Origin of the sequence: Micromonospora sp. AMSO12t, assembly GCF_008806585.1 — a bacterium.
Taxonomy (GTDB): Bacteria; Actinomycetota; Actinomycetes; order Mycobacteriales; family Micromonosporaceae; genus Micromonospora; species Micromonospora reichwaldensis.
Window position 1 is genome coordinate 19039 of record NZ_WAAS01000044.1, and the last position, 17439, is coordinate 36477.

Here is a 17439-nt window from a genome sequence, read left to right on the forward strand (position 1 = left end):
GAAAGGGTCCGCTGCTGAAGGAGCGTCGCGACGGGCCGCGGAGCCCGGCGGTAGGACGCCGCGCTGGAGGCGTGGCGGCAGGGCCGCAGCCCTGGCGGTGGGACCTCGTGCTGGGGGCGCGTCGCGACGGAGCGCTGAGATCGTCGGTGGGGCCCGTGTCGGAGGCGTGTGGCGGCAGGGCCGCTGAGCCCGGCGGTGGGCGGGGGGAGACTTCGTGTTGAAGGCGTGCCTCAACGGGGCCCGAGGGCGTTACGAGCATCCGGCGGTGCCGGTCACCCCGGCCGAGTTGGCGGCCGACGCGGCCCGCTGCGCAGGGCTCGGCGCAGGGGCGGTGCACGTGCATCCCAGGGACGCCGCCGGCCGCGAGTCCCTGCACCCACTGGTGGTCGCCGCCGCGCTGGACGCGATCCGGGCCGCCCGGCCGGGGCTGCCGGTGGGAGTGAGCACCGGAGCCTGGATCGAGGCGCAGCCGGCCGCCCGGGTGGCCGCGGTCCGGGCCTGGACCGTGCTGCCCGACTTCGCCTCGGTCAACGCTCACGAGCCGGGCGCGGAGGCGGTGGCGACGGCGCTGCACGAGCGGGGCGTCATGGTCGAGGCGGGACTCTGGACGGTCGACGCGGTCGAGGCGTACGCGCAGTGGCGGGTGCCGGCCGGGCGGATCCTGATCGAGTGCATGGCCGAGGACCGGGCGGTGGCGCTTGCGGACGCCGCCGCGATGCTGGCCGCGCTGCCCTCCGATGCGGCCGGGAGCCCACCGGTCCTGCTGCATGCCGAGGGGCCGGCGACCTGGCCGGTGCTGGCCGAGGCGGTACGCCGGGGCCTGCACAGCCGCGTCGGGCTGGAGGACACGCTGACACTGCCCGACGGCTCGCCCGCGCCCGACAACGCCGCACTGGTGGCGGCGGCGCTGGCGTCGGGCGCCCGCTGACCCACCCGATCGGGGGAGTGGTGCACTCGTGGGCTCCGGCGAGCGTCGCGGCGCAGAGGGTTGCGTCACAGCCGGTCGGCCGTGCGCCGGCGGGTACGCGCACGGCCGCAGGGTGGCGCGGCGGCGGGTGCGTACGGGCCGCCGCGCTGAGCAGGGCCGACACGCCGCGCGGCCCGGTCCGCTGCCGTTTTGTCCGCCGGTGTCCGGGCGTGCATCAGCGTTGCGTGACGTGACAACTTCTCTCCGTTCGGGGGGTTTGATCATGAGTTCTTGACCGGAGCACCCCGGGAGACCTAGCCTCGCCATACAGGCTCACATTGCCCGACCAAGCGCAGGCTAAGCGCACAACATAGATCGCATAACGGAACAGCATCACTTTGGCCGATCCGATCGGCCATTGGCGGCAGCTTCGGACTGGCCGGTCCGACGCTGGCGCGACAACTGCACCCGGCCGTCGGCGATGCTCCCGCGTGGGCACCGCCGACGGAAGCTACCCCACGGCCAGTCGCTCCGGTCGGGCGTCCACAGCCGCAGGGTGCGTGCCCATCGGCACGGTCGCTGCGGTCCCGACGTTCAGGGGAGGCGGCCATGGCGAGGCGGCGCAGTTCCACCGGGGTCCCGACATGAGCGGGCCGGTCGGGCCGGGCCCTGTGGCCATCGGGCGGAGCGGGGCGCCGGCATGAGCGGGTTCGACATCCTGATCCTCGCCGTGGTGCTGGTCCTGACCGTGGTCGTGCTCGGGGCGGTGCTGCTCGGCGTACGGGCGCTGCGCCGGTTCGGTGCGGCACCGGCGCCCGAGGACCCCGCCTTCATCGCCGAGAAGGACCGGCAGGAGCAGTCCCTCGCGGCCCTGCGTACCGCCGCCGACGAGGCCAACAGCACGATCGACGTGGCGAAGTCCGCCGTCGCGGCGGCCCGCACCGAGGCGGCTGCCGCGAAGGCCGAGGCGAAGGCGGCCCGGGCGGAGGCCCGCCGGGTGCTCGACGACGCCCGGGCGGAGGCCGACACCGTCCTGGAGCGGGCCCACAAGCAGGCCGAGGCGGACGCGGAGCAGTTGCGGGCCACCGCCCGGCGCAGCGGCGAGCGGGAGGTCGCGGTGCTCGCCGCCACCACCCGGGAGCAGGCCGCCGAGGTGGACCGGCGGGCGGCCCGGATGGACGAGCGCGAGCGGCTGCACACCGAGGAGGTGGAGCGCCTCGCCGAGCGGGAACGGCAGCTCACCGCCGCCAGTGCGGCCCTGTCGGCCCGCGAGGCCGCCCTCGCCCAACGCGAGGCCGAGCTGGCCGAGGCGGAGGCGCAGCGGCGACGCGAGCTGGAGCGGGTCGCCGGCCTCACCGCCGACGCGGCCCGGGCGGAGCTGATCGAGGCGATCGAGGTCCAGGCCAAGCGGGAGGCCGCGCTGCTGGTCCGCGACATCGAGTCCGACGCCCGTGGCACCGCCGAGCAGCGCGCCCGGCACATCGTCGTCGACGCCATCCAGCGGGTCGCCAGCGAGCAGACCGCGGAGAGTGTGGTCAGCGTCCTGCACCTGCCCGGCGACGAGATGAAGGGGCGGATCATCGGCCGGGAGGGCCGCAACATCCGCGCCTTCGAGTCGGTCACCGGCGTGAACCTGATCATCGACGACACCCCCGAGGCGGTGCTGCTCTCCTGCTTCGACCCGGTGCGCCGGGAGGTCGGGCGGCTGACCCTGGAGAAGCTGATCCTGGACGGGCGGATCCACCCGCACCGCATCGAGGAGATCTACGACCTGGCCCGGCACGAGGTGGAGGAGCTCTGCCAGCGGGCCGCCGAGGACGCCCTGGTCGAGGTCGGCATCACCGAGATCCACCCGGAGCTGGTCACCCTGCTCGGCCGGCTGCGCTACCGGACGTCGTACGGGCAGAACGTGCTCAAGCACCTGGTGGAGACCGCGCACATCGCCGGCATCATGGCCGCCGAATTGCGGCTGGACGTGCCGATCATCAAACGCTCGGCGTTCCTGCACGACATCGGCAAGGCGCTCACGCACGAGGTGGAGGGCAGCCACGCCATCATCGGCGCCGACCTCGCCCGCAAGTACGGCGAGAACGAGGACGTCGTGCACGCCATCGAGGCGCACCACAACGAGGTGCCGCCGCAGACCATCGAGGCCGTCCTCACCCAGGCGTCCGACGCCTGCTCGGGCGGCCGGCCGGGGGCCCGGCGGGAGAGCCTCGAGGCGTACGTCAAGCGGCTGGAGCGGATCGAGGAGATCGCGGCCGGCAAGCTCGGCGTGGAGAAGGTCTTCGCAATGCAGGCCGGCCGGGAGGTCCGGGTGATGGTCAAGCCGGACGACGTCGACGACATCGGCGCCGCCGTGCTGGCCCGGGACGTGGCCAAGCAGATCGAGGAGGAGCTGACCTATCCGGGGCAGATCCGGGTGACCGTGGTCCGCGAGTCCCGGGTCACCGAGATCGCCCGCTGACGGCGTCAACACGAAGGGCCGGCCCGATCATCGGGCCGGCCCTTCGTCGTACCTCAGGGGTCAGATGCCCTGGCCGTTGCTTTCCGACTGCGCGGCGAGCGCGGCCGGGGGCGGGTTCTGGGCCGGGGTGCCGGCGGTCTTGCGGCCCCGGGAGAGCCGGCGCTGGACGTACTGGGCCAGCTTCGACAGCGAGTAGTTCACCAGGATGAACATCACCGCGATCACGACGTAGACCTGGATCGGGTTGTCCAGCGCGCCGATGATCTGCTTGCCGATGTTCAGGGTCTCCTCGTAGCTGATGATGAAGCCGAGCGAGGTGTCCTTGAGCACCACGACGAGCTGGCTGATCAGCGCCGGCAGCATGATCCGGAACGCCTGCGGCAGCAGGATCATCCGGGTGGTCTGCAACGGGGAGAGCCCGATTGCGGAGGCCGCCTCGGCCTGCCCGCCGGGCAGGCCCTCCATGCCGGAGCGGAGGATCTCGGCGATCACCACGGAGTTGTAGATGGTCAGGCCGATGACCAGGTACCACAGCGTGTCGAACGAGACGCCGAACTCGGGAAAGCCGCGGGCCACGAAGAAGATCGTGATGACCACGGGCAGGCCCCGGAACACCTCGACGCAGACCCGGGTGAGCGCCGACAGGAACAGGCTCAGCCCGCGCAGCAGGTACGCCAGCGGCGTGGCGAGACCCGTGAAGCGCCGACGGGTCAGGCTCTTGAGCTGGATCCGCAGCACCGCGAGCAGCGTGCCGACCACCAGCGACGAGACGATCGCCAGGGCGGCGGCGGTCAGCGTGTTCTTGAAGCCGATGCCGATCCGCTCCCACACCAGCGAGAAGTTCTCGTTGGAGGGGTCGATCAGCGGCCCCCACAGCTCCATCGAGAACTGGCCCTTGTCGTTCAGCGGGCGGTAGACCAGGAAGTACGCGCCGACGAGCAGCAGCACCGTCGCGACCGCGCTGCCGACCAGGGTGAGCCGGCGCTGCCGGGGGCCGGGGACGTCGTAGAGGACGCTCTGCTGGCTCATCGGGCCACCGCCTGCCGCTTCTCGATGCGGTCGAGGAGCGCGCCGAGGGGGACGGTCATGATCAGGTATCCGATCGAGATGCCGATGGCGACGGGGACGAAGGCGTAGCCCTCGGCCGAGGTGAGCTGGTCGGCGGTCTGCGAGAGGTCGCCGATCACGCCGAAGAAGCCGATCAGGGCAGAGTTCTTGATCATCGCGATGATCACCGACCCGAGCGGCACCACCGAGGCCTTCCAGGACTGCGGCAGCACCACGTGACGCAGGTTCTGGCCGAACGTGAGGCCCAGCGACCGGGCGGCCTCCGCCTGGCCGGCGGGCACGGCGTTCACCCCGGAGCGCAGCGCCTCGCAGACGAACGCGGCCGTGTAGAGCACCAGCGCGATCAGCGCGAACCGGAAGTACGGCAGGTCCGTGCCGAGCCGGCTGAACAACGAGTCGAGCACCGGGACGCGCAGGAAGTCCGCGTTGGAGCCGAGCGCCGGCAGGCCGAACGCGGCGAAGAACATCACCACGGTCAGCGGCATGTTGCGAAAGATGTTCACGTAGCCGGTGCCGAGCGCCCGCAGCGGCGGCACCGGGGAGATCCGCAGCACCGCCACGATGGCACCCAGGATCAGGGCGCCGATCGCGGCGAGTACGCAGATCTGGAGGGTGAGCCAGAAACCACCCGCGAAGACGTCGAACCTCTCGATGAGCACACTCACGGGACGGTCTTCCTCCCACCCTCCAGATCAGGAATCAGCTCAGTAGCGGTTGACGGTCGGCGCGGTGCCCAGTTCGGCACCGAACTTGCCGGCGGTGTCGTCCCAGGCCTTCTTCCAGCTGCCGTCGGCGAACGCCTTCTCCAGCGTGTCGTTGACGAAGTTGCGGAAGTCGGTGTCCTCCTTCTTCACCCCGAGGCCGTACGGCTCCTTGGTGAAGTTCTCGCCGGCCAGCTTGAACGACGCCTCGTCCTTGGCGATGTAGCCGAGCAGGATCACGTTGTCCGTGGTGACGGCGTCGACCTGGCCGTTCTTCAGGGCGTCGCGGCACTTGTCGTAGGTGTCGAAGGGCACCAGCTGGGTGGCGACGTCCTTGACGTACTTCTTGATCTCCTCGAACGGCGTGGAGCCGGTGACCGAGCAGACCTTCTTGGTGCCGTCCTTGAACGAGTCCGGGCCGGTGATGGTGGTGTCGTCCTTCTTCACCATGATGTTCTGGCCGGCCTCGTAGTACGGCCCGGCGAACGCGATGCGCTCCTTGCGCTTGTCGTTGATCGTGTAGGTGGCGGCGACCAGGTCGACCGTGCCGTTCACGATCACGTCCTCGCGGACCTTCGAGGGGGCCTCGACCCACTCGATCTTGTCCTCGGGGATGCCCAGCTCCTTGACGATGATCTTCGCGACCTCGACGTCGAAGCCCTCCGGCTTGCCGGACAGGCCCTTCAGGCCGAAGCCGGGCTGGTCGAACTTCGTGCCGATCTTGATGGCCTGGGCCTTGTTGAGGCGCTCCATCGTGCTGCCGGCGGCGAAGGACTTGCTGCCGGCGCCGGTGCCCTCGTCGGCGTCGTCGCCGCCGCAGGCGGTCATGCCGAGCGCCAGAGTGGCGGCCGCCGCGAGCGCCGCTACGCGCGTGATACGCATACACTTCTCCTTCTTCGACGGAACCCGCCGGGGGACGGCGCGCTCCAGGTACGGACGCCTAGTGCGTGAGGATCTTGGACAGGAAGTCCTTGGCGCGCTCGCTGCGCGGGTTGGCGAAGAACTCGGCCGGCGGCGCGTCCTCGACCAGCTGGCCGTCGGCCATGAAGATGACGCGGTTCGCCGCGTGCCGGGCGAAGCCCATCTCGTGGGTCACCACGACCATGGTCATGCCCTCGCTGGCCAGCGACGTCATCACGTCCAGCACCTCGCCGACCATCTCCGGGTCCAGCGCGCTGGTCGGCTCGTCGAAGAGCATCGCCTTGGGCTGCATGGCCAGCGCCCGGGCGATCGCCACCCGCTGCTGCTGGCCGCCGGAGAGCTGGGCCGGGAACTTGTCGGCCTGATTCGCGATGCCGACCCGGTCCAGCAGGGCCAGGCCGCGCTCGCGCGCCACCGCCGGCTTCTCCTTGCGGACCTTGACCGGCCCGAGGGTGACGTTCTCGAGGATCGTCTTGTGCGCGAAGAGGTTGAACGACTGGAACACCATGCCGACCTCGCTGCGCAGCTTCGCCAGCGCCTTGCCCTCGGCCGGCAGCGGCTGCCCGTCGAAGGTGATCGTGCCGGAGCTGATCGGTTCGAGGCGGTTGATGGTGCGGCACAGCGTCGACTTGCCGGAGCCCGACGGGCCGATCACCACGACCACCTCGCCGCGCCCGACCGACAGCGAGACGTCGTCCAGCACGTGCAGCGGCCCGAACCACTTGTTGACCGAGTCCAGCACGATGAGCGGTTCGCCCGTCGTCACGTCGTTCACCGTCCCTGTCGTCGCGCGGGGTCGGCTGACCCCCGGTTGGGCAACTGTAGGCGGGGGGATGTGGCGGGACGCAACTCAGTTGGTCACGGAGCGATAACACCAGTTCAGAACGGGGTCATGAGTCCGATTTTGACCGCGATCGGGGCCCGCCGGTTGCCATCGGATGGAGCGGTTCGGCGATCATGTGGGGATGACCGAACCGGTACGGCTCACCCGGTACGCCCGGGGCGGCGGCTGCGCGTGCAAGATCCCCCCGGGGGAGCTGGAGACCATGGTCGCCGGGCTCGGCCCGGCCACCGGCACAGCCGAGCTGCTCGTCGGGCTCGATCACGGCGACGACGCCGCGGTGGTCCGGCTCGACGAGCGCACCGGCCTGGTGACCACGGCCGACTTCTTCACCCCGGTGGTCGACGACGCGTACGACTGGGGGCGCATCGCCGCGACGAACGCCCTCTCCGACGTGTACGCCATGGGCGGCACCCCCCTCGTCGCGCTCAACCTGCTCTGCTGGCCGCGCGACGTGCTGCCGCTGGAGCTGGCCCGGGAGGTGCTGCGCGGCGGGCAGGACGTGGCCCGCGACGCCGGCTGCCACCTCGCCGGCGGGCACAGCGTCGACGACGAGGGCCCCAAGTACGGGCTGGCCGTCACCGGCGTGGTCCGGCCGGAGGAGCTGATCACCCTGGACGGCGGCCGGGCGGGGCTGCCGCTGTCGCTGACCAAGCCGCTCGGCGTCGGGGTGCTCAACACCCGGCACAAGGCCACCGGCGAGAGCTTCCCCGAGGCGGTCGCCGCGATGACCACCCTCAACCGCGACGCGGCGCGGGCCGCGGTGGCGGCCGGCGTGCGCTGCGGCACCGACGTGACGGGCTTCGGTCTGCTCGGGCACGCGTCCAAGCTGGCCCGGGCGAGCCGCCTGACGGTGGCGATCGACGCGGCCCGGGTGCCCTACCTGGCCGGCGCCCGGGAGGCGGTACGCGACGGGCACGTCAGCGGCGGCAGTCGGCGCAACCTGGAGTGGGTCGCCCCGTGGACCGACTTCGGCGGTGTCAGCGAGGAGGAGCGGCTGCTGCTGGCCGACGCGCAGACCTCGGGCGGCCTGCTGGTCGCCGGCGAACTGCCGGGCGCCACCGTGATCGGCGAGCTGCTGCCGCCCGGGGAGCACCGCGTCGTCGTGCGCTGAGGGCGGGCCTCCCGGCGTGTGGCGTCCGGACCGGGCCACCGTACCCGATAAACTGTCATCTTTCCGCTACTCGGAGCAATGGCGCTCGGGGAAATTTTGCCCGGAATGGTCACAGACCGGTAACTTGCCCCCGGCTGAGGTCATATGCACCCCACCATCGTCAGTAAGGCCCGATCCGGAGGCCGGTGGGACGAGCACAGCGAGGAGGCGGCATGACCGAGCTGTGGAACTGGAGAATCGAGCAGGTGCGGCCGGTGGAGGTCTACCCGGCACTGGCCGAGGCGCTCGGCCGGGTGGTGATGCCCCTGGCGGCGGCGGACCCCGCCCGCCTGCCGACGTACGCGGTGATCTGCGACGTCTGGCAGGCGCCGGGGGAGTTCGCCACGATCGTGGACTGCTACGGGGTGCCCGAAGGGCTCTCCGAACACGGCAGCATCGCCACGCTGGCGCGGCTGCTGGACCGCAACTGCCTGCTGCGCGACGACACGCTGGACGCCGGGCGGCACCTGCTCGTCGCGCCCGACGGCACGATCCGGCCGGTGCACTTCGACGTCCGGGAGACCGACGACGGCGAGGAGCTCGCCGACCAGCGGCTGTGCACCGACGCCGATCCCCGCTGTCGCGGCTGGTCGCAGTGCCACCGCTCGCGCTGGGCGCCGGACTCGGTGCTCCCGGCGCTCGCCGCCGCCTGACCCGCGCACCCGCTGCCGGCCCCCGTGCCGGCACGGCGGAGGCAGCCCGGGAGCCGGCCGGTGGAAGCAGCCCGGGAGCCGGCCGGCGGAGGAGCCCGGGAGCCGGGCCGGCGGGGGCGAAACCCCGTCCCGGCCCGGCGGCGGGATCAGCTCGCCGGGCTGGTGGAGCGGCCACCGCGTACCTCCAGCTCGGCGAGCAGGGTCGCGGTGGCCGCGGCGACGGCGGCGACCGCCGCGTCGAAGGCCGCGGCGTTGTGGGCGGCGGGCTTGCGGAAACCCGAGATCTTGCGGACGTACTGCAACGCCGCCGCGTCGACGTCGCCCGGGGTCACCTCGGCGACGTACGGCTCACGTAGGGTCTTGATGCTCCGGCACACGGCTCCTCCTCGTTAAGTCCGGTCGGTGGGCCCGGATACGCTGTCCGGGTCATGACTACCGCAGCGGCGAGCAGCCCGCGCACCTATCAGGTGCGCACCTACGGCTGCCAGATGAACGTGCACGACTCCGAGCGCATCTCCGGCCTGCTGGAGCAGGCGGGCTACGTGCGCGCCGCCGAAGCCGACGACGACCCGGACGTGGTGGTGTTCAACACCTGCGCCGTCCGGGAGAACGCCGACAACCGGCTCTACGGCAACCTGGGTCACCTGCGCCCCGTCAAGGCCAGGCACCCGGGGATGCAGATCGCCGTGGGCGGCTGCCTGGCCCAGAAGGACCGGGGCGAGATCGTCCGCAAGGCGCCCTGGGTCGACGTGGTGTTCGGCACGCACAACATCGGGTCGCTGCCCGTGCTGCTGGAGCGGGCCCGGCACAACACGGCTGCCGAGGTGGAGATCCTCGAGTCCCTCGACGTCTTCCCCTCGACGCTGCCCACCCGGCGCGAGTCCACGTACGCGGGCTGGGTGTCGATCTCCGTCGGCTGCAACAACACCTGCACGTTCTGCATCGTGCCCTCTCTGCGGGGCAAGGAGAAGGACCGCCGCCCCGGCGACATCCTCTCCGAGGTCCGCGCCCTGGTCGACGAGGGCGTGCTGGAGGTGACCCTGCTCGGGCAGAACGTCAACTCCTACGGCGTGGAGTTCGGCGACCGGCTGGCCTTCGGTAAGCTGCTGCGCGCCTGCGGCGACATCGAGGGGCTGGAGCGGGTGCGGTTCACCAGCCCGCACCCGAAGGACTTCACCGACGACGTGATCGCCGCGATGGCCGAGACGCCCAACGTCTGCCACTCGCTGCACATGCCGCTCCAGTCCGGCTCCGACGACGTGCTGCGCGCGATGCGCCGCTCGTACCGGTCCGACCGCTACCTGGGCATCATCGAGAAGGTCCGGGCGGCGATGCCGGACGCGGCGATCACCACCGACATCATCGTCGGGTTCCCCGGCGAGACCGACGCCGACTTCGAGCGCACCCTCGACGTGGTCCGCGAGGCCCGGTTCTCCTCCGCGTTCACCTTCCAGTACTCCAAGCGCCCCGGCACGCCGGCCGCCACCATGGACGGCCAGCTGCCCAAGCAGGTCGTGCAGGAGCGCTACGAGCGGCTGATCGCCTGCGTGGAGGAGATCACCTGGGCGGAGAACAAGAAGCTGGTGGGGGAGACCGTGGAGGTGCTGGTCGCCGTCGGCGAGGGGCGCAAGGACGAGCGCACGGGTCGGATGTCCGGCCGCGCCCGCGACGGCCGCCTGGTCCACTTCGCCACCGGCGGGAACGGCCAGCAGGGCGACGCCGGTTCCCTCGCCGGGCGGATCCGGCCCGGCGACGTCGTGCACACCACCATCACCTACGCCGCACCGCACCACCTCAACGCCGACGGCGAGCCGCTGGCGCACCGGCGCACCCGGGCTGGTGACGCGGCCGAGGCGGGGCGCGCCCCGCGTACGCCGGGGGTGCTGCTCGGGCTGCCCACGATCGGCGCGCCGGCCGCGGCGCCCGCGCCGACGACCGGCTGCGCCGCGCACTGACCCGCGACCGGCCGGGGCCTGCGCGCGCAGGCCCCGGCCGGTGCGCTCAGCCGGTCACACCTGGATCCGACCCGCGCCCGCGCCGCCCGTGACGATGGACTTCACGCTGCTCGCGGCGTCCAGGGTGTACGAGTACGGGATGGCCCGGACGCTGCCGCCGGCCTGGCCGCTGCCGGAGTTGACGAAGTGGTTGTTCCGGGCGACCAGCGTGCCCGGCCCGGAGTCGCCCTCACCGAGGTGGTACGGGTCGTCGACGTTCTCGAAGTAGTTGCCCTCGACGAGCACCCCGGCGTTCTCCGTGGAGGCCACGCCGTAGCCGCCGTTGCTGTCGTAGTAGTTGTTGAACACGTGGACCGGGTTGCCGAAGCGGACCCGGGGGTGGCGCTGGGTGCTCTCGTCGAACCAGTTGTGGTGGTAGGTCACCCGCAGGTGGCCGGTGTCCTGGCTGCCGTTGCTGTCGCTGTGCCCGAGCAGCATCGACTTGTCGTGGTCGTAGACCCGGTTCCACGACACGGTGATGAAGTCCGAGCCCCGCTTGATGTCGACCGCGCCGTCGTTGCCGTTGGTGAAGCTGTTGTGGTCGATCCAGATGTTGGTGGCCGACTCCTGCACGTTGATCGCGTCGTCGTTCCAGTTCCGGAAGGTCAGGTTCCGGATGATGACGTTGCGGTCGCCGTTGATGTTGAAGCCGCAGCCGGAGATGGTCGCGCCGGGGTTGCCGAGGATGGTCTTGTTGGACCGCACCCGCAGCATGCCGGAGCAGGAGATGGTGCCGGAGACGCGGATCACCGCCGCGCTGCTGGAGCCGACCGCGCTGGTCAGGGCGGAGGCGCTGGTGACGGTGACGGGGTTGCCACTGCCGCCGGTGGTGCCGCCGTTCTGGGTGGCCCAGCCGATCAGCCCGGTGGGGGCGGCCGAGGCGGGTGCGGTGCCCGTGGTCAGCGCCCCCGCGGCGAGCAGGGCGGCGCTGGCGGCGGCGGTGAGCAGGGTGGTGCGACGTCGGGACGTACGCATGGTGCTTCCCTTCGGTGGTCGCGGGCTCGCGGACCGTGGGCCGACCCGGCGACGCCGTGCCCGGTGGCGTCTGGTCGGTGGGGACGGCGGTCTGCGGCCCCGCGGATGCGGGACTGGCTACGCGAAGTTGCGGCTCCCGTGCTGGCGCTCACGAGCAGTCAGGTAAGCGCTTTCCCGATGTAAACACAGATGTTCGTCGATGTAAAGACCGCCCCTACCTGCACGAAGATCGGCGGCCACCCCGAGGGATGACCGCCGATCGTCAGGGGTGGATCAGCAGGCGACGCCGTTGAGCTTCACCGCGCCCGGCGCGGCGGACGGGCCGTTGGCGGTGAAGCCGACCGTCACCGAGGCCCCCGGCGCCAGCGCCCCCGCCCAGGTCGGGGCCGCCGCCGTCACCGTGGTGCCGGACTGGGTCACCGTGGCGTTCCAGCCGCTGGCCAGGCTCACCCCGGCCGGCCAGGCCCAGGTGACCTGCCACGGGTTGACCGTCGCGGTGCCGGTGTTCGTCACCGTCAGCTCCCCCTGGAAGCCGCCCTGCCACGCGTTGACCTGCCGGTACGCACCCGTGCAGCCCCCGGTCGGCGGAGGCGGCGACGAGGTCGGCGTCGCCGTCGGCGTGCCGGTGGGGCCGCCCCCGCCGCCCACCGGCGCGATCAGGTACGGCTGGAGGATGGCCTGCTTGGTGGTGTTGATGTTCGTCCAGTCGTCGAGCGCGATGCCCCCGGTGTCACCGGAGTTCGGGTTCCACGACCAGTAGGTGAAGGACATCCCGTCGACCCCGGTGCCGGTGTAGGCCATCAGCTTCTCCAGCCACACCTTGTCCCGGGGGTCGGCCAGGGTGCTGCCGAACTCGCCCATCATGATCGGCGCGATGTTCTGCTTGTAGAGGTAACCCCAGTACTTGTCCCAGATGCCCGGCAGGTTCGTCGGGAAGTCGGGGGACTTGAACCAGTTCTGCTCGAAGACCGAGGTGGCGTACTCGTGCGGCGAGTAGACCAGCCGGTTCGGCACGTCGAGCCGGACCGGGAAGTCCTTGGCCTTCGTCAGGTTGCCGCCCCACCAGCCGCAGTCCTCGTCGTTGCTCGGATCGTTGTCCCAGACGTTCGAGAGGCCACCGCTGGGGCAGCTCACGCCCTCCACGAAGATCAGCCAGTTCGGCTGCACCGACAGGACCGCGTTGCCGGCCCGCTCGGCGGCCAGCCGCCAGTCCCGTGCCGGGTCGCCGCAGCCCCAGCACGCGCCGGTGGCCGCCGGGTTGGTCCCCTCGGCGTGCGGCTCGTTGTGCAGGTCCGCCCCGATCACCGTGGTGTTGCCGGCGTACCGCTGGGCGAGCATCTTCCAGTCGTTGATCCAGGTCGCCTCGGAGACCGTCGGGGTGTACCAGAGCGCGGACTGGCCGGCGGAGGTCGGCCGGTGCCGGTCGAGGATGACCCGCATCCCCTTGCCGCCGGCGTAGTTGATGACCTTGTCGAGGATCTGCAACGGGGAGAGCCCGACCAGGTCCGGGTTGACGAAGTCGTTGATGCCGCTGGCCGTCGCGCCCGGCTTCAGCGCGTCGTTCGAATACGGCACGCGCAGCGTGTTGTAGCCGAGGCTGGCCATCTTGTCGATCTGTCCCCGCCACGGGTTCGTGGACCACAGCCCGTGGAAGGTCTTGTTGTCGGTCTCCATGCCGAACCAGTTGATGCCGGTGATGCGTACCGTCGCGCCGGTGCTGTCGACGATCTTGTTGCCGTTGGTGTGCAGGTAGCCGGTCCCGGTGCCGGCGGGGGCGGCGACGGCCGGGGCGGTGCTGACGGCGGCGGCGACGAGGACGCCGGCCGCGGCGGTGGCGAGCGCGGTGATCGCGCCGCCGAGGGCGCTGCGTCGGTGCATGCGAGCTCCACTTCGAACTGCCCGCCGCCGCCACCGGCGGCGCGGGCGGGAACCGGGCGACGGCCGTCACGCTCCCTCAGGAGTACGCGGACAGGGCGCGACGGTACGTGCCACGTGGGATGCGGCCGCTCGCGGTACCACCGGCGTCCCCCGACGACGCGGTGTGCGCCGCCGGTGCCCTCGCGCCGGTGCCGGACCTGGCTCCGCCGCTCATTCTGATCAGCCCGCCTCGATGCGTCAACCGTCGCGTGCCCGGCCCGGGCGGCTGCGGGCGGACAGGCGGAAGCCCCCGGTCCGTGGCGGATCGGGGGCTTCCGTGGTGGCTCGGTCCGAGGTGGCTCGGGGCCCGTCGCAGTGGGTCGGTCCGGCTCAGCCGGCCTGCTCGGCGAGCTGGAGGAACTGCCGCTTGGAGGCCAGCGCCTGCTCGGCCTCCTTGACCCGCCGGGCGTCCCCGGCCGCCTGGGCCCGGGCCAGCCGCTCCTCGGCCTCGGCGACCTGCGCGCGCATCTGGGCGAGCAGAGGGTTGTCCTCCTTGGTGGTGCGCCGCCACGCGGAGTCCATCACCTCGCGGACCTTCTCGTCGATCGCGCGCAGCCGGCGCTCCAGCCCGGCCGCCGCCTCGCGGGGCACCCGGCCGGCCTCGTGCCACTGGGCCTGGATGTCCCGCAGCTTGGCCTGCGCGCCCTTCGGGTCGCCGTCGACGTCCAGCGCCTCGGCCTCGGCGAGCAGCGCCTGCTTGCGCTCCAGGTTGCCCCGCTGCTCGTTGTCGCGGGCGGAGAAGACCTCGCTGCGCCGGGTGAAGAACTCGTCCTGCGCGCCCCGGAACCGTTCCCAGAGCTTCTGCTCGGCCTCCTTGGAGGCCCGGGGAGCGGCCTTCCACTGGTTCATCAGGTCCTTGAGCTGGTTGGCGGTGGCCGCCCAGTCGGTGGAGTCCTTGAGCTTCTCGGCCTCGGCGACCAGCTCCTCCTTGACCGTCTGCGCCTGCTTGCGCTGAGAGTCGAGGGAGGCGAAGTGGGCGCCCCGGCGGCGGGTGAAGCCGTCCCGGGCGGCGGCGAACCGCTTCCACAGCTCACCGTCGGCCTTCTTGTCGACCCCGCGAATGGTCTTCCACTCGTCGAGGATCTCCTTGAGCCGGTCCCCGGCGGTCTTCCAGCCCGTCGACTCGGCGGCCAGCTTCTCCGCCTCCTCAACGAGGGCCTGCTTGCGGGCAAGTGCCTCGCCCCGGGCGGCGTCCCGCGCGGCCTTGGCCTCGCCGGCCTTCTCCTCGGCGACCGTCGCGAGCCGGTCCAGCCGGGCGGCCAGCGCGTCGATGTCGCCGACGACGTGCGCCTCGGCCAGCGACGCGCGGATCCGCCGGATGGTGGTCAGTGAATGGCCGGCGTCTGCGGCACCCGAGTTGAGCCGGGCCTCCGTCAGGTTGACCTCGGTCACCAGGTCGTCGAAGCGGCGGGCGAAGTGGGCCAGCCCCTCCTCGGGCGCTCCCGCCTGCCAGGATCCGACCACCCGCTCGCCGTCGGCGGTCTTGACGTACACGGTGCCGTCCGCGTCCACCCGTCCGAAGGCAGTCCAGTCGCTCATGTGCCCATCCTCGTTCTCCCGGCGTCGGGGAGCAGTCCCGCGATCGCCGCCACGGCGCAGCAAAGTTTCCCCCGGCATTGTCACAGGTACGACCCCGTTCCCGTCGAGCGCCTATCGCCGACCGTGACCATACGGTGTCCTAGCGCCCGCGGACAGGCTCCCTGGGAGGAGTGTCGGAATCCGGCGTACGACGCGTCCGGACGGGCGGGCGTCGTCGGCGGCGTGGCGCCCCGAACCCACAGGCGGCCCGCCGGCGGGGACCGGCCGGCAGCGGCGGCTCGAAGAGCCCGGGTGCGGGGCGCCCGGCTCCGTCGTGCCGATACCGTTGCCGGGTGCCCCTGGTCGCCGCTGCCGTCTGCCCCCACCCGCCGCTGATCGTCCCCGAGTTGGCCGGCGCCGCCGCGCCCGAGCTGGACGAGCTCCGCGCCGCCTGCGACGCCGCCGTCGCCGGGCTGCTCGCCGCCGGCCCCGAGGTGATCGTCCTGGTCGGCGGCGGGCCGGAGACCACCCGCTTCAACGCGGCCGACCACGGGTCGCTGCGCCGGTACGGCCTCGACCGGGCCGTGCGGCTGTGGAAGGTGAACTGCGCCGGCGGCGAGCGGCTGCCGCTGAGCCTGACCGTCGGCGCGTGGCTGGTCGGCCGCTCCCGCACCGAGCTGCCCCGGCTGGCCCGCTCCGTCGCGTCCGACGCCTCCCCGGCGGAGTGCGCCGAGCTGGGGGCGGCGCTCGGCGCGGCGACGGAGCCGCGTACCGCCCTGCTGGTGACGGGGGACGGATCGGCCTGCCGCGGCCCGAAGTCGCCCGGCTACGACGACCCGCGCGCCGAGGCGTACGACGACGGGGTCGCCCGCGCCCTGGCCGATGCGGACGCCGAGGCCCTGCTCGACCTGGACCCGGTCCTGTCGGCGGAGCTGAAGGTCGCCGGGCGGGCGCCCTGGCAGGTGCTGGCCGGCGCGGTCCGGGCGACGGGCGGCGACTGGCGCGGCGAGCTGCGCCACCACTCGGCGCCGTACGGCGTCGCCTACCTCGTGTCGTCCTGGACGCCGGCGTGACCACCCGCCCACCGGCCGGGACGGTCGTGGCCGTGGTCGGGCCGACGGCGGCCGGCAAGTCGGCGCTGAGCATCGCCCTCGCGCACGCCCTCGACGGCGAGGTGGTCAACGCCGACTCGATGCAGCTCTACCGGGGCATGGACGTGGGCACCGCCAAGCTCACCCCGGCCGAGCGCGAGGGGGTGCCGCACCACCTGCTGGACATCTGGGACGTCACCGAGCCGGCGAGCGTCGCCGAGTACCAGCGGCTGGCCCGCGCCGCCGTCGACGACGTCCTGGCCCGGGGCCGGGTGCCGCTGCTGGTCGGCGGCTCCGGCCTCTACGTGCGGGCGGTGCTGGAGCGCTTCGAGTTCCCCGGCACCGACCCGGCGGTGCGCGAGCGACTGGAACGGGAGCTGACCGAGGCCGGCCCCGCGCCCCTGTACGCCCGGCTGCGCGAGGCCGACCCGGCCGCCGCGGCGGGGATCCTGCCCGGCAACGGCCGGCGGATCGTGCGCGCCCTGGAGGTCATCGAGCTGACCGGGGCGCCGTTCACCGCCGCGCTGCCCGAACCGACCCCGTACTACCCCTCGGTGCAGCTCGGCGTGGACCTGGACACCGCGCTGCTGGACGAGCGGATAGCCCTGCGGGTGGACCGGATGTGGGCCGACGGGCTGGTCGCCGAGACCCGGGACCTGGTGGGGCGCGGCCTGCCCGAGGGACGTACGGCCAGCCGCGCGCTCGGCTACCAGCAGGTGCTGCGCTTCCTCGCCGGGGAGCTGACCGAGGCCGAGGCGCACGACGAGACCGTCCGGGCCACCCGGCGCTTCGTCCGGCGGCAGCGGTCCTGGTTCCGCCGCGACCCCCGGATCCACTGGCTGGACTCGTCGACGCCGGAGCTGGTCCCGGCCGCCCTGCGCCTGCTGCCCGCCGCTGCGCGATGATGGGGGCGTGCAGTTCACCAAGGGCCACGGCACCGGCAACGACTTCGTCATCCTCCCCGATCCGGACAACCGGCTCGACCTGACCCCGGGGCTGGTCGCGGCCCTCTGCGACCGGCGGCGCGGCCTCGGCGGCGACGGCGTGCTGCGGGCGGTCCGGGCAGCCGCGCACCCGGAGGGCGCCGAGCTGGCCGGCGAGGCCGAGTGGTTCATGGACTACTGGAACGCCGACGGGTCGTTCGCGGAGATGTGCGGCAACGGCGCCCGGGTCTTCGTGCGCTACCTGGTCGCCGGCGGGCTGGCCGAGCCGGCGGAAGGCGCGCTGCCGGTG

15 protein-coding genes and 1 pseudogene are annotated in these 17439 nt (G+C 72.5%); 8 read left to right on the forward strand and 8 right to left on the reverse strand.

Going from position 1 to position 17439, the window contains the following annotated elements:
- Positions 1–214: 214 nt before the first annotated feature.
- Together F6X68_RS09720 and rny are read left to right on the forward strand one after the other, a co-directional pair.
- The gene (locus F6X68_RS09720; RefSeq protein ID WP_151453944.1) at positions 215–928 is read left to right on the forward strand and encodes a 3-keto-5-aminohexanoate cleavage protein; all 714 of its coding nucleotides are present in this window, start codon (positions 215–217) and stop codon (positions 926–928) included.
- A gap of 679 nt (positions 929–1607) precedes the next feature.
- Complete coding sequence (rny, locus tag F6X68_RS09725) at positions 1608–3374, forward strand: ribonuclease Y (RefSeq protein WP_151453945.1); 1767 nt, start codon at positions 1608–1610, stop codon at positions 3372–3374.
- A gap of 60 nt (positions 3375–3434) precedes the next feature.
- Here the strand turns inward: rny and F6X68_RS09730 are convergent, their stop codons facing one another.
- From F6X68_RS09730 to F6X68_RS09745, 4 genes are read right to left on the reverse strand one after another with little or no spacing between them, the layout of a single operon-like run.
- Positions 3435–4403, reverse strand: a complete 969-nt coding sequence (locus F6X68_RS09730) for an amino acid ABC transporter permease (RefSeq protein WP_151453946.1) — start codon at positions 4401–4403, stop codon at positions 3435–3437.
- Positions 4400–5107 carry an amino acid ABC transporter permease gene (locus F6X68_RS09735; protein WP_151453947.1) on the reverse strand — a complete coding sequence of 236 codons (708 nt, stop codon included), beginning with the start codon at positions 5105–5107 and terminating at the stop codon, positions 4400–4402. The genes F6X68_RS09730 and F6X68_RS09735 overlap by 4 nt, the downstream gene beginning before the upstream one ends.
- Positions 5108–5146: 39 nt before the next feature.
- Positions 5147–6025, reverse strand: coding sequence for a glutamate ABC transporter substrate-binding protein (locus F6X68_RS09740; RefSeq protein WP_151453948.1), 879 nt, complete (start codon positions 6023–6025; stop codon positions 5147–5149).
- A gap of 58 nt (positions 6026–6083) precedes the next feature.
- Entirely contained in the window at positions 6084–6839 is a 756-nt protein-coding gene (locus F6X68_RS09745) for an amino acid ABC transporter ATP-binding protein (protein ID WP_151453949.1), read from the reverse strand.
- Between the two features lie 184 nt (positions 6840–7023).
- Between F6X68_RS09745 and selD the strand changes: the two genes are divergently transcribed.
- Both selD and F6X68_RS09755 read left to right on the forward strand, forming a co-directional pair.
- Positions 7024–8019 carry a selenide, water dikinase SelD gene (selD, locus tag F6X68_RS09750; protein ID WP_370518928.1) on the forward strand — a complete coding sequence of 332 codons (996 nt, stop codon included), beginning with the start codon at positions 7024–7026 and terminating at the stop codon, positions 8017–8019.
- 212 nt (positions 8020–8231) lie between these two features.
- On the forward strand, positions 8232–8711 hold the full coding sequence (locus F6X68_RS09755) for a hypothetical protein (protein ID WP_151453951.1): 480 nt from the start codon (positions 8232–8234) through the stop codon (positions 8709–8711).
- A gap of 146 nt (positions 8712–8857) precedes the next feature.
- Here F6X68_RS09755 and F6X68_RS09760 read toward each other — a convergent pair whose 3' ends face one another.
- Entirely contained in the window at positions 8858–9088 is a 231-nt protein-coding gene (locus F6X68_RS09760) for a DUF2277 family protein (protein ID WP_151453952.1), read from the reverse strand.
- Between the two features lie 51 nt (positions 9089–9139).
- Between F6X68_RS09760 and miaB the strand changes: the two genes are divergently transcribed.
- Positions 9140–10666, forward strand: coding sequence for a tRNA (N6-isopentenyl adenosine(37)-C2)-methylthiotransferase MiaB (gene miaB, locus F6X68_RS09765; protein WP_151453953.1), 1527 nt, complete (start codon positions 9140–9142; stop codon positions 10664–10666).
- Between the two features lie 54 nt (positions 10667–10720).
- Here miaB and F6X68_RS09770 read toward each other — a convergent pair whose 3' ends face one another.
- The 3 genes from F6X68_RS09770 to F6X68_RS09780 all read right to left on the reverse strand — a co-directional run bounded on the left by F6X68_RS09770 (position 10721) and on the right by F6X68_RS09780 (position 15136).
- A complete protein-coding gene (locus tag F6X68_RS09770; RefSeq protein ID WP_151453954.1) occupies positions 10721–11680 on the reverse strand; it encodes a polysaccharide lyase family 1 protein in 960 nt (319 codons plus the stop codon).
- Between the two features lie 273 nt (positions 11681–11953).
- Positions 11954–13558 carry a cellulase family glycosylhydrolase gene (locus F6X68_RS09775; protein WP_151453955.1) on the reverse strand — a complete coding sequence of 535 codons (1605 nt, stop codon included), beginning with the start codon at positions 13556–13558 and terminating at the stop codon, positions 11954–11956.
- 369 nt (positions 13559–13927) lie between these two features.
- Entirely contained in the window at positions 13928–15136 is a 1209-nt protein-coding gene (locus F6X68_RS09780; RefSeq protein ID WP_151453956.1) for a DUF349 domain-containing protein, read from the reverse strand.
- A 332-nt stretch (positions 15137–15468) separates the two neighbouring features.
- Here F6X68_RS09780 and F6X68_RS09785 point away from each other — a divergent pair, with 332 nt between their 5' ends.
- The 3 genes and pseudogenes from F6X68_RS09785 to F6X68_RS09795 form a co-directional block, all read left to right on the forward strand.
- Complete coding sequence (locus tag F6X68_RS09785) at positions 15469–16188, forward strand: hypothetical protein (protein WP_151453957.1); 720 nt, start codon at positions 15469–15471, stop codon at positions 16186–16188.
- Positions 16185–17111 (forward strand): tRNA (adenosine(37)-N6)-dimethylallyltransferase MiaA, encoded by a 927-nt coding sequence (gene miaA / locus F6X68_RS09790; RefSeq protein ID WP_327030859.1) that lies wholly within the window; start codon positions 16185–16187, stop codon positions 17109–17111. The genes F6X68_RS09785 and miaA overlap by 4 nt, the downstream gene beginning before the upstream one ends.
- A gap of 7 nt (positions 17112–17118) precedes the next feature.
- Positions 17119–17439 (forward strand): annotated as a pseudogene (locus tag F6X68_RS09795) (diaminopimelate epimerase); the annotation flags it as partial.

What these genes read in the sequence shown, in the direction of transcription:
- rny (WP_151453945.1), top strand. Translation starts at nt 1,608, where the DNA reads ATGAGCGGGTTCGACATCCTGATCCTCGCCGTGGTGCTGGTCCTGACC.
- F6X68_RS09730 (WP_151453946.1), bottom strand. Translation starts at nt 4,403, where the DNA reads ATGAGCCAGCAGAGCGTCCTCTACGACGTCCCCGGCCCCCGGCAGCGC.
- F6X68_RS09740 (WP_151453948.1), bottom strand. Translation starts at nt 6,025, where the DNA reads ATGCGTATCACGCGCGTAGCGGCGCTCGCGGCGGCCGCCACTCTGGCG.
- F6X68_RS09755 (WP_151453951.1), top strand. Translation starts at nt 8,232, where the DNA reads ATGACCGAGCTGTGGAACTGGAGAATCGAGCAGGTGCGGCCGGTGGAG.
- miaB (WP_151453953.1), top strand. Translation starts at nt 9,140, where the DNA reads ATGACTACCGCAGCGGCGAGCAGCCCGCGCACCTATCAGGTGCGCACC.
- F6X68_RS09770 (WP_151453954.1), bottom strand. Translation starts at nt 11,680, where the DNA reads ATGCGTACGTCCCGACGTCGCACCACCCTGCTCACCGCCGCCGCCAGC.
- F6X68_RS09775 (WP_151453955.1), bottom strand. Translation starts at nt 13,558, where the DNA reads ATGCACCGACGCAGCGCCCTCGGCGGCGCGATCACCGCGCTCGCCACC.
- F6X68_RS09780 (WP_151453956.1), bottom strand. Translation starts at nt 15,136, where the DNA reads ATGAGCGACTGGACTGCCTTCGGACGGGTGGACGCGGACGGCACCGTG.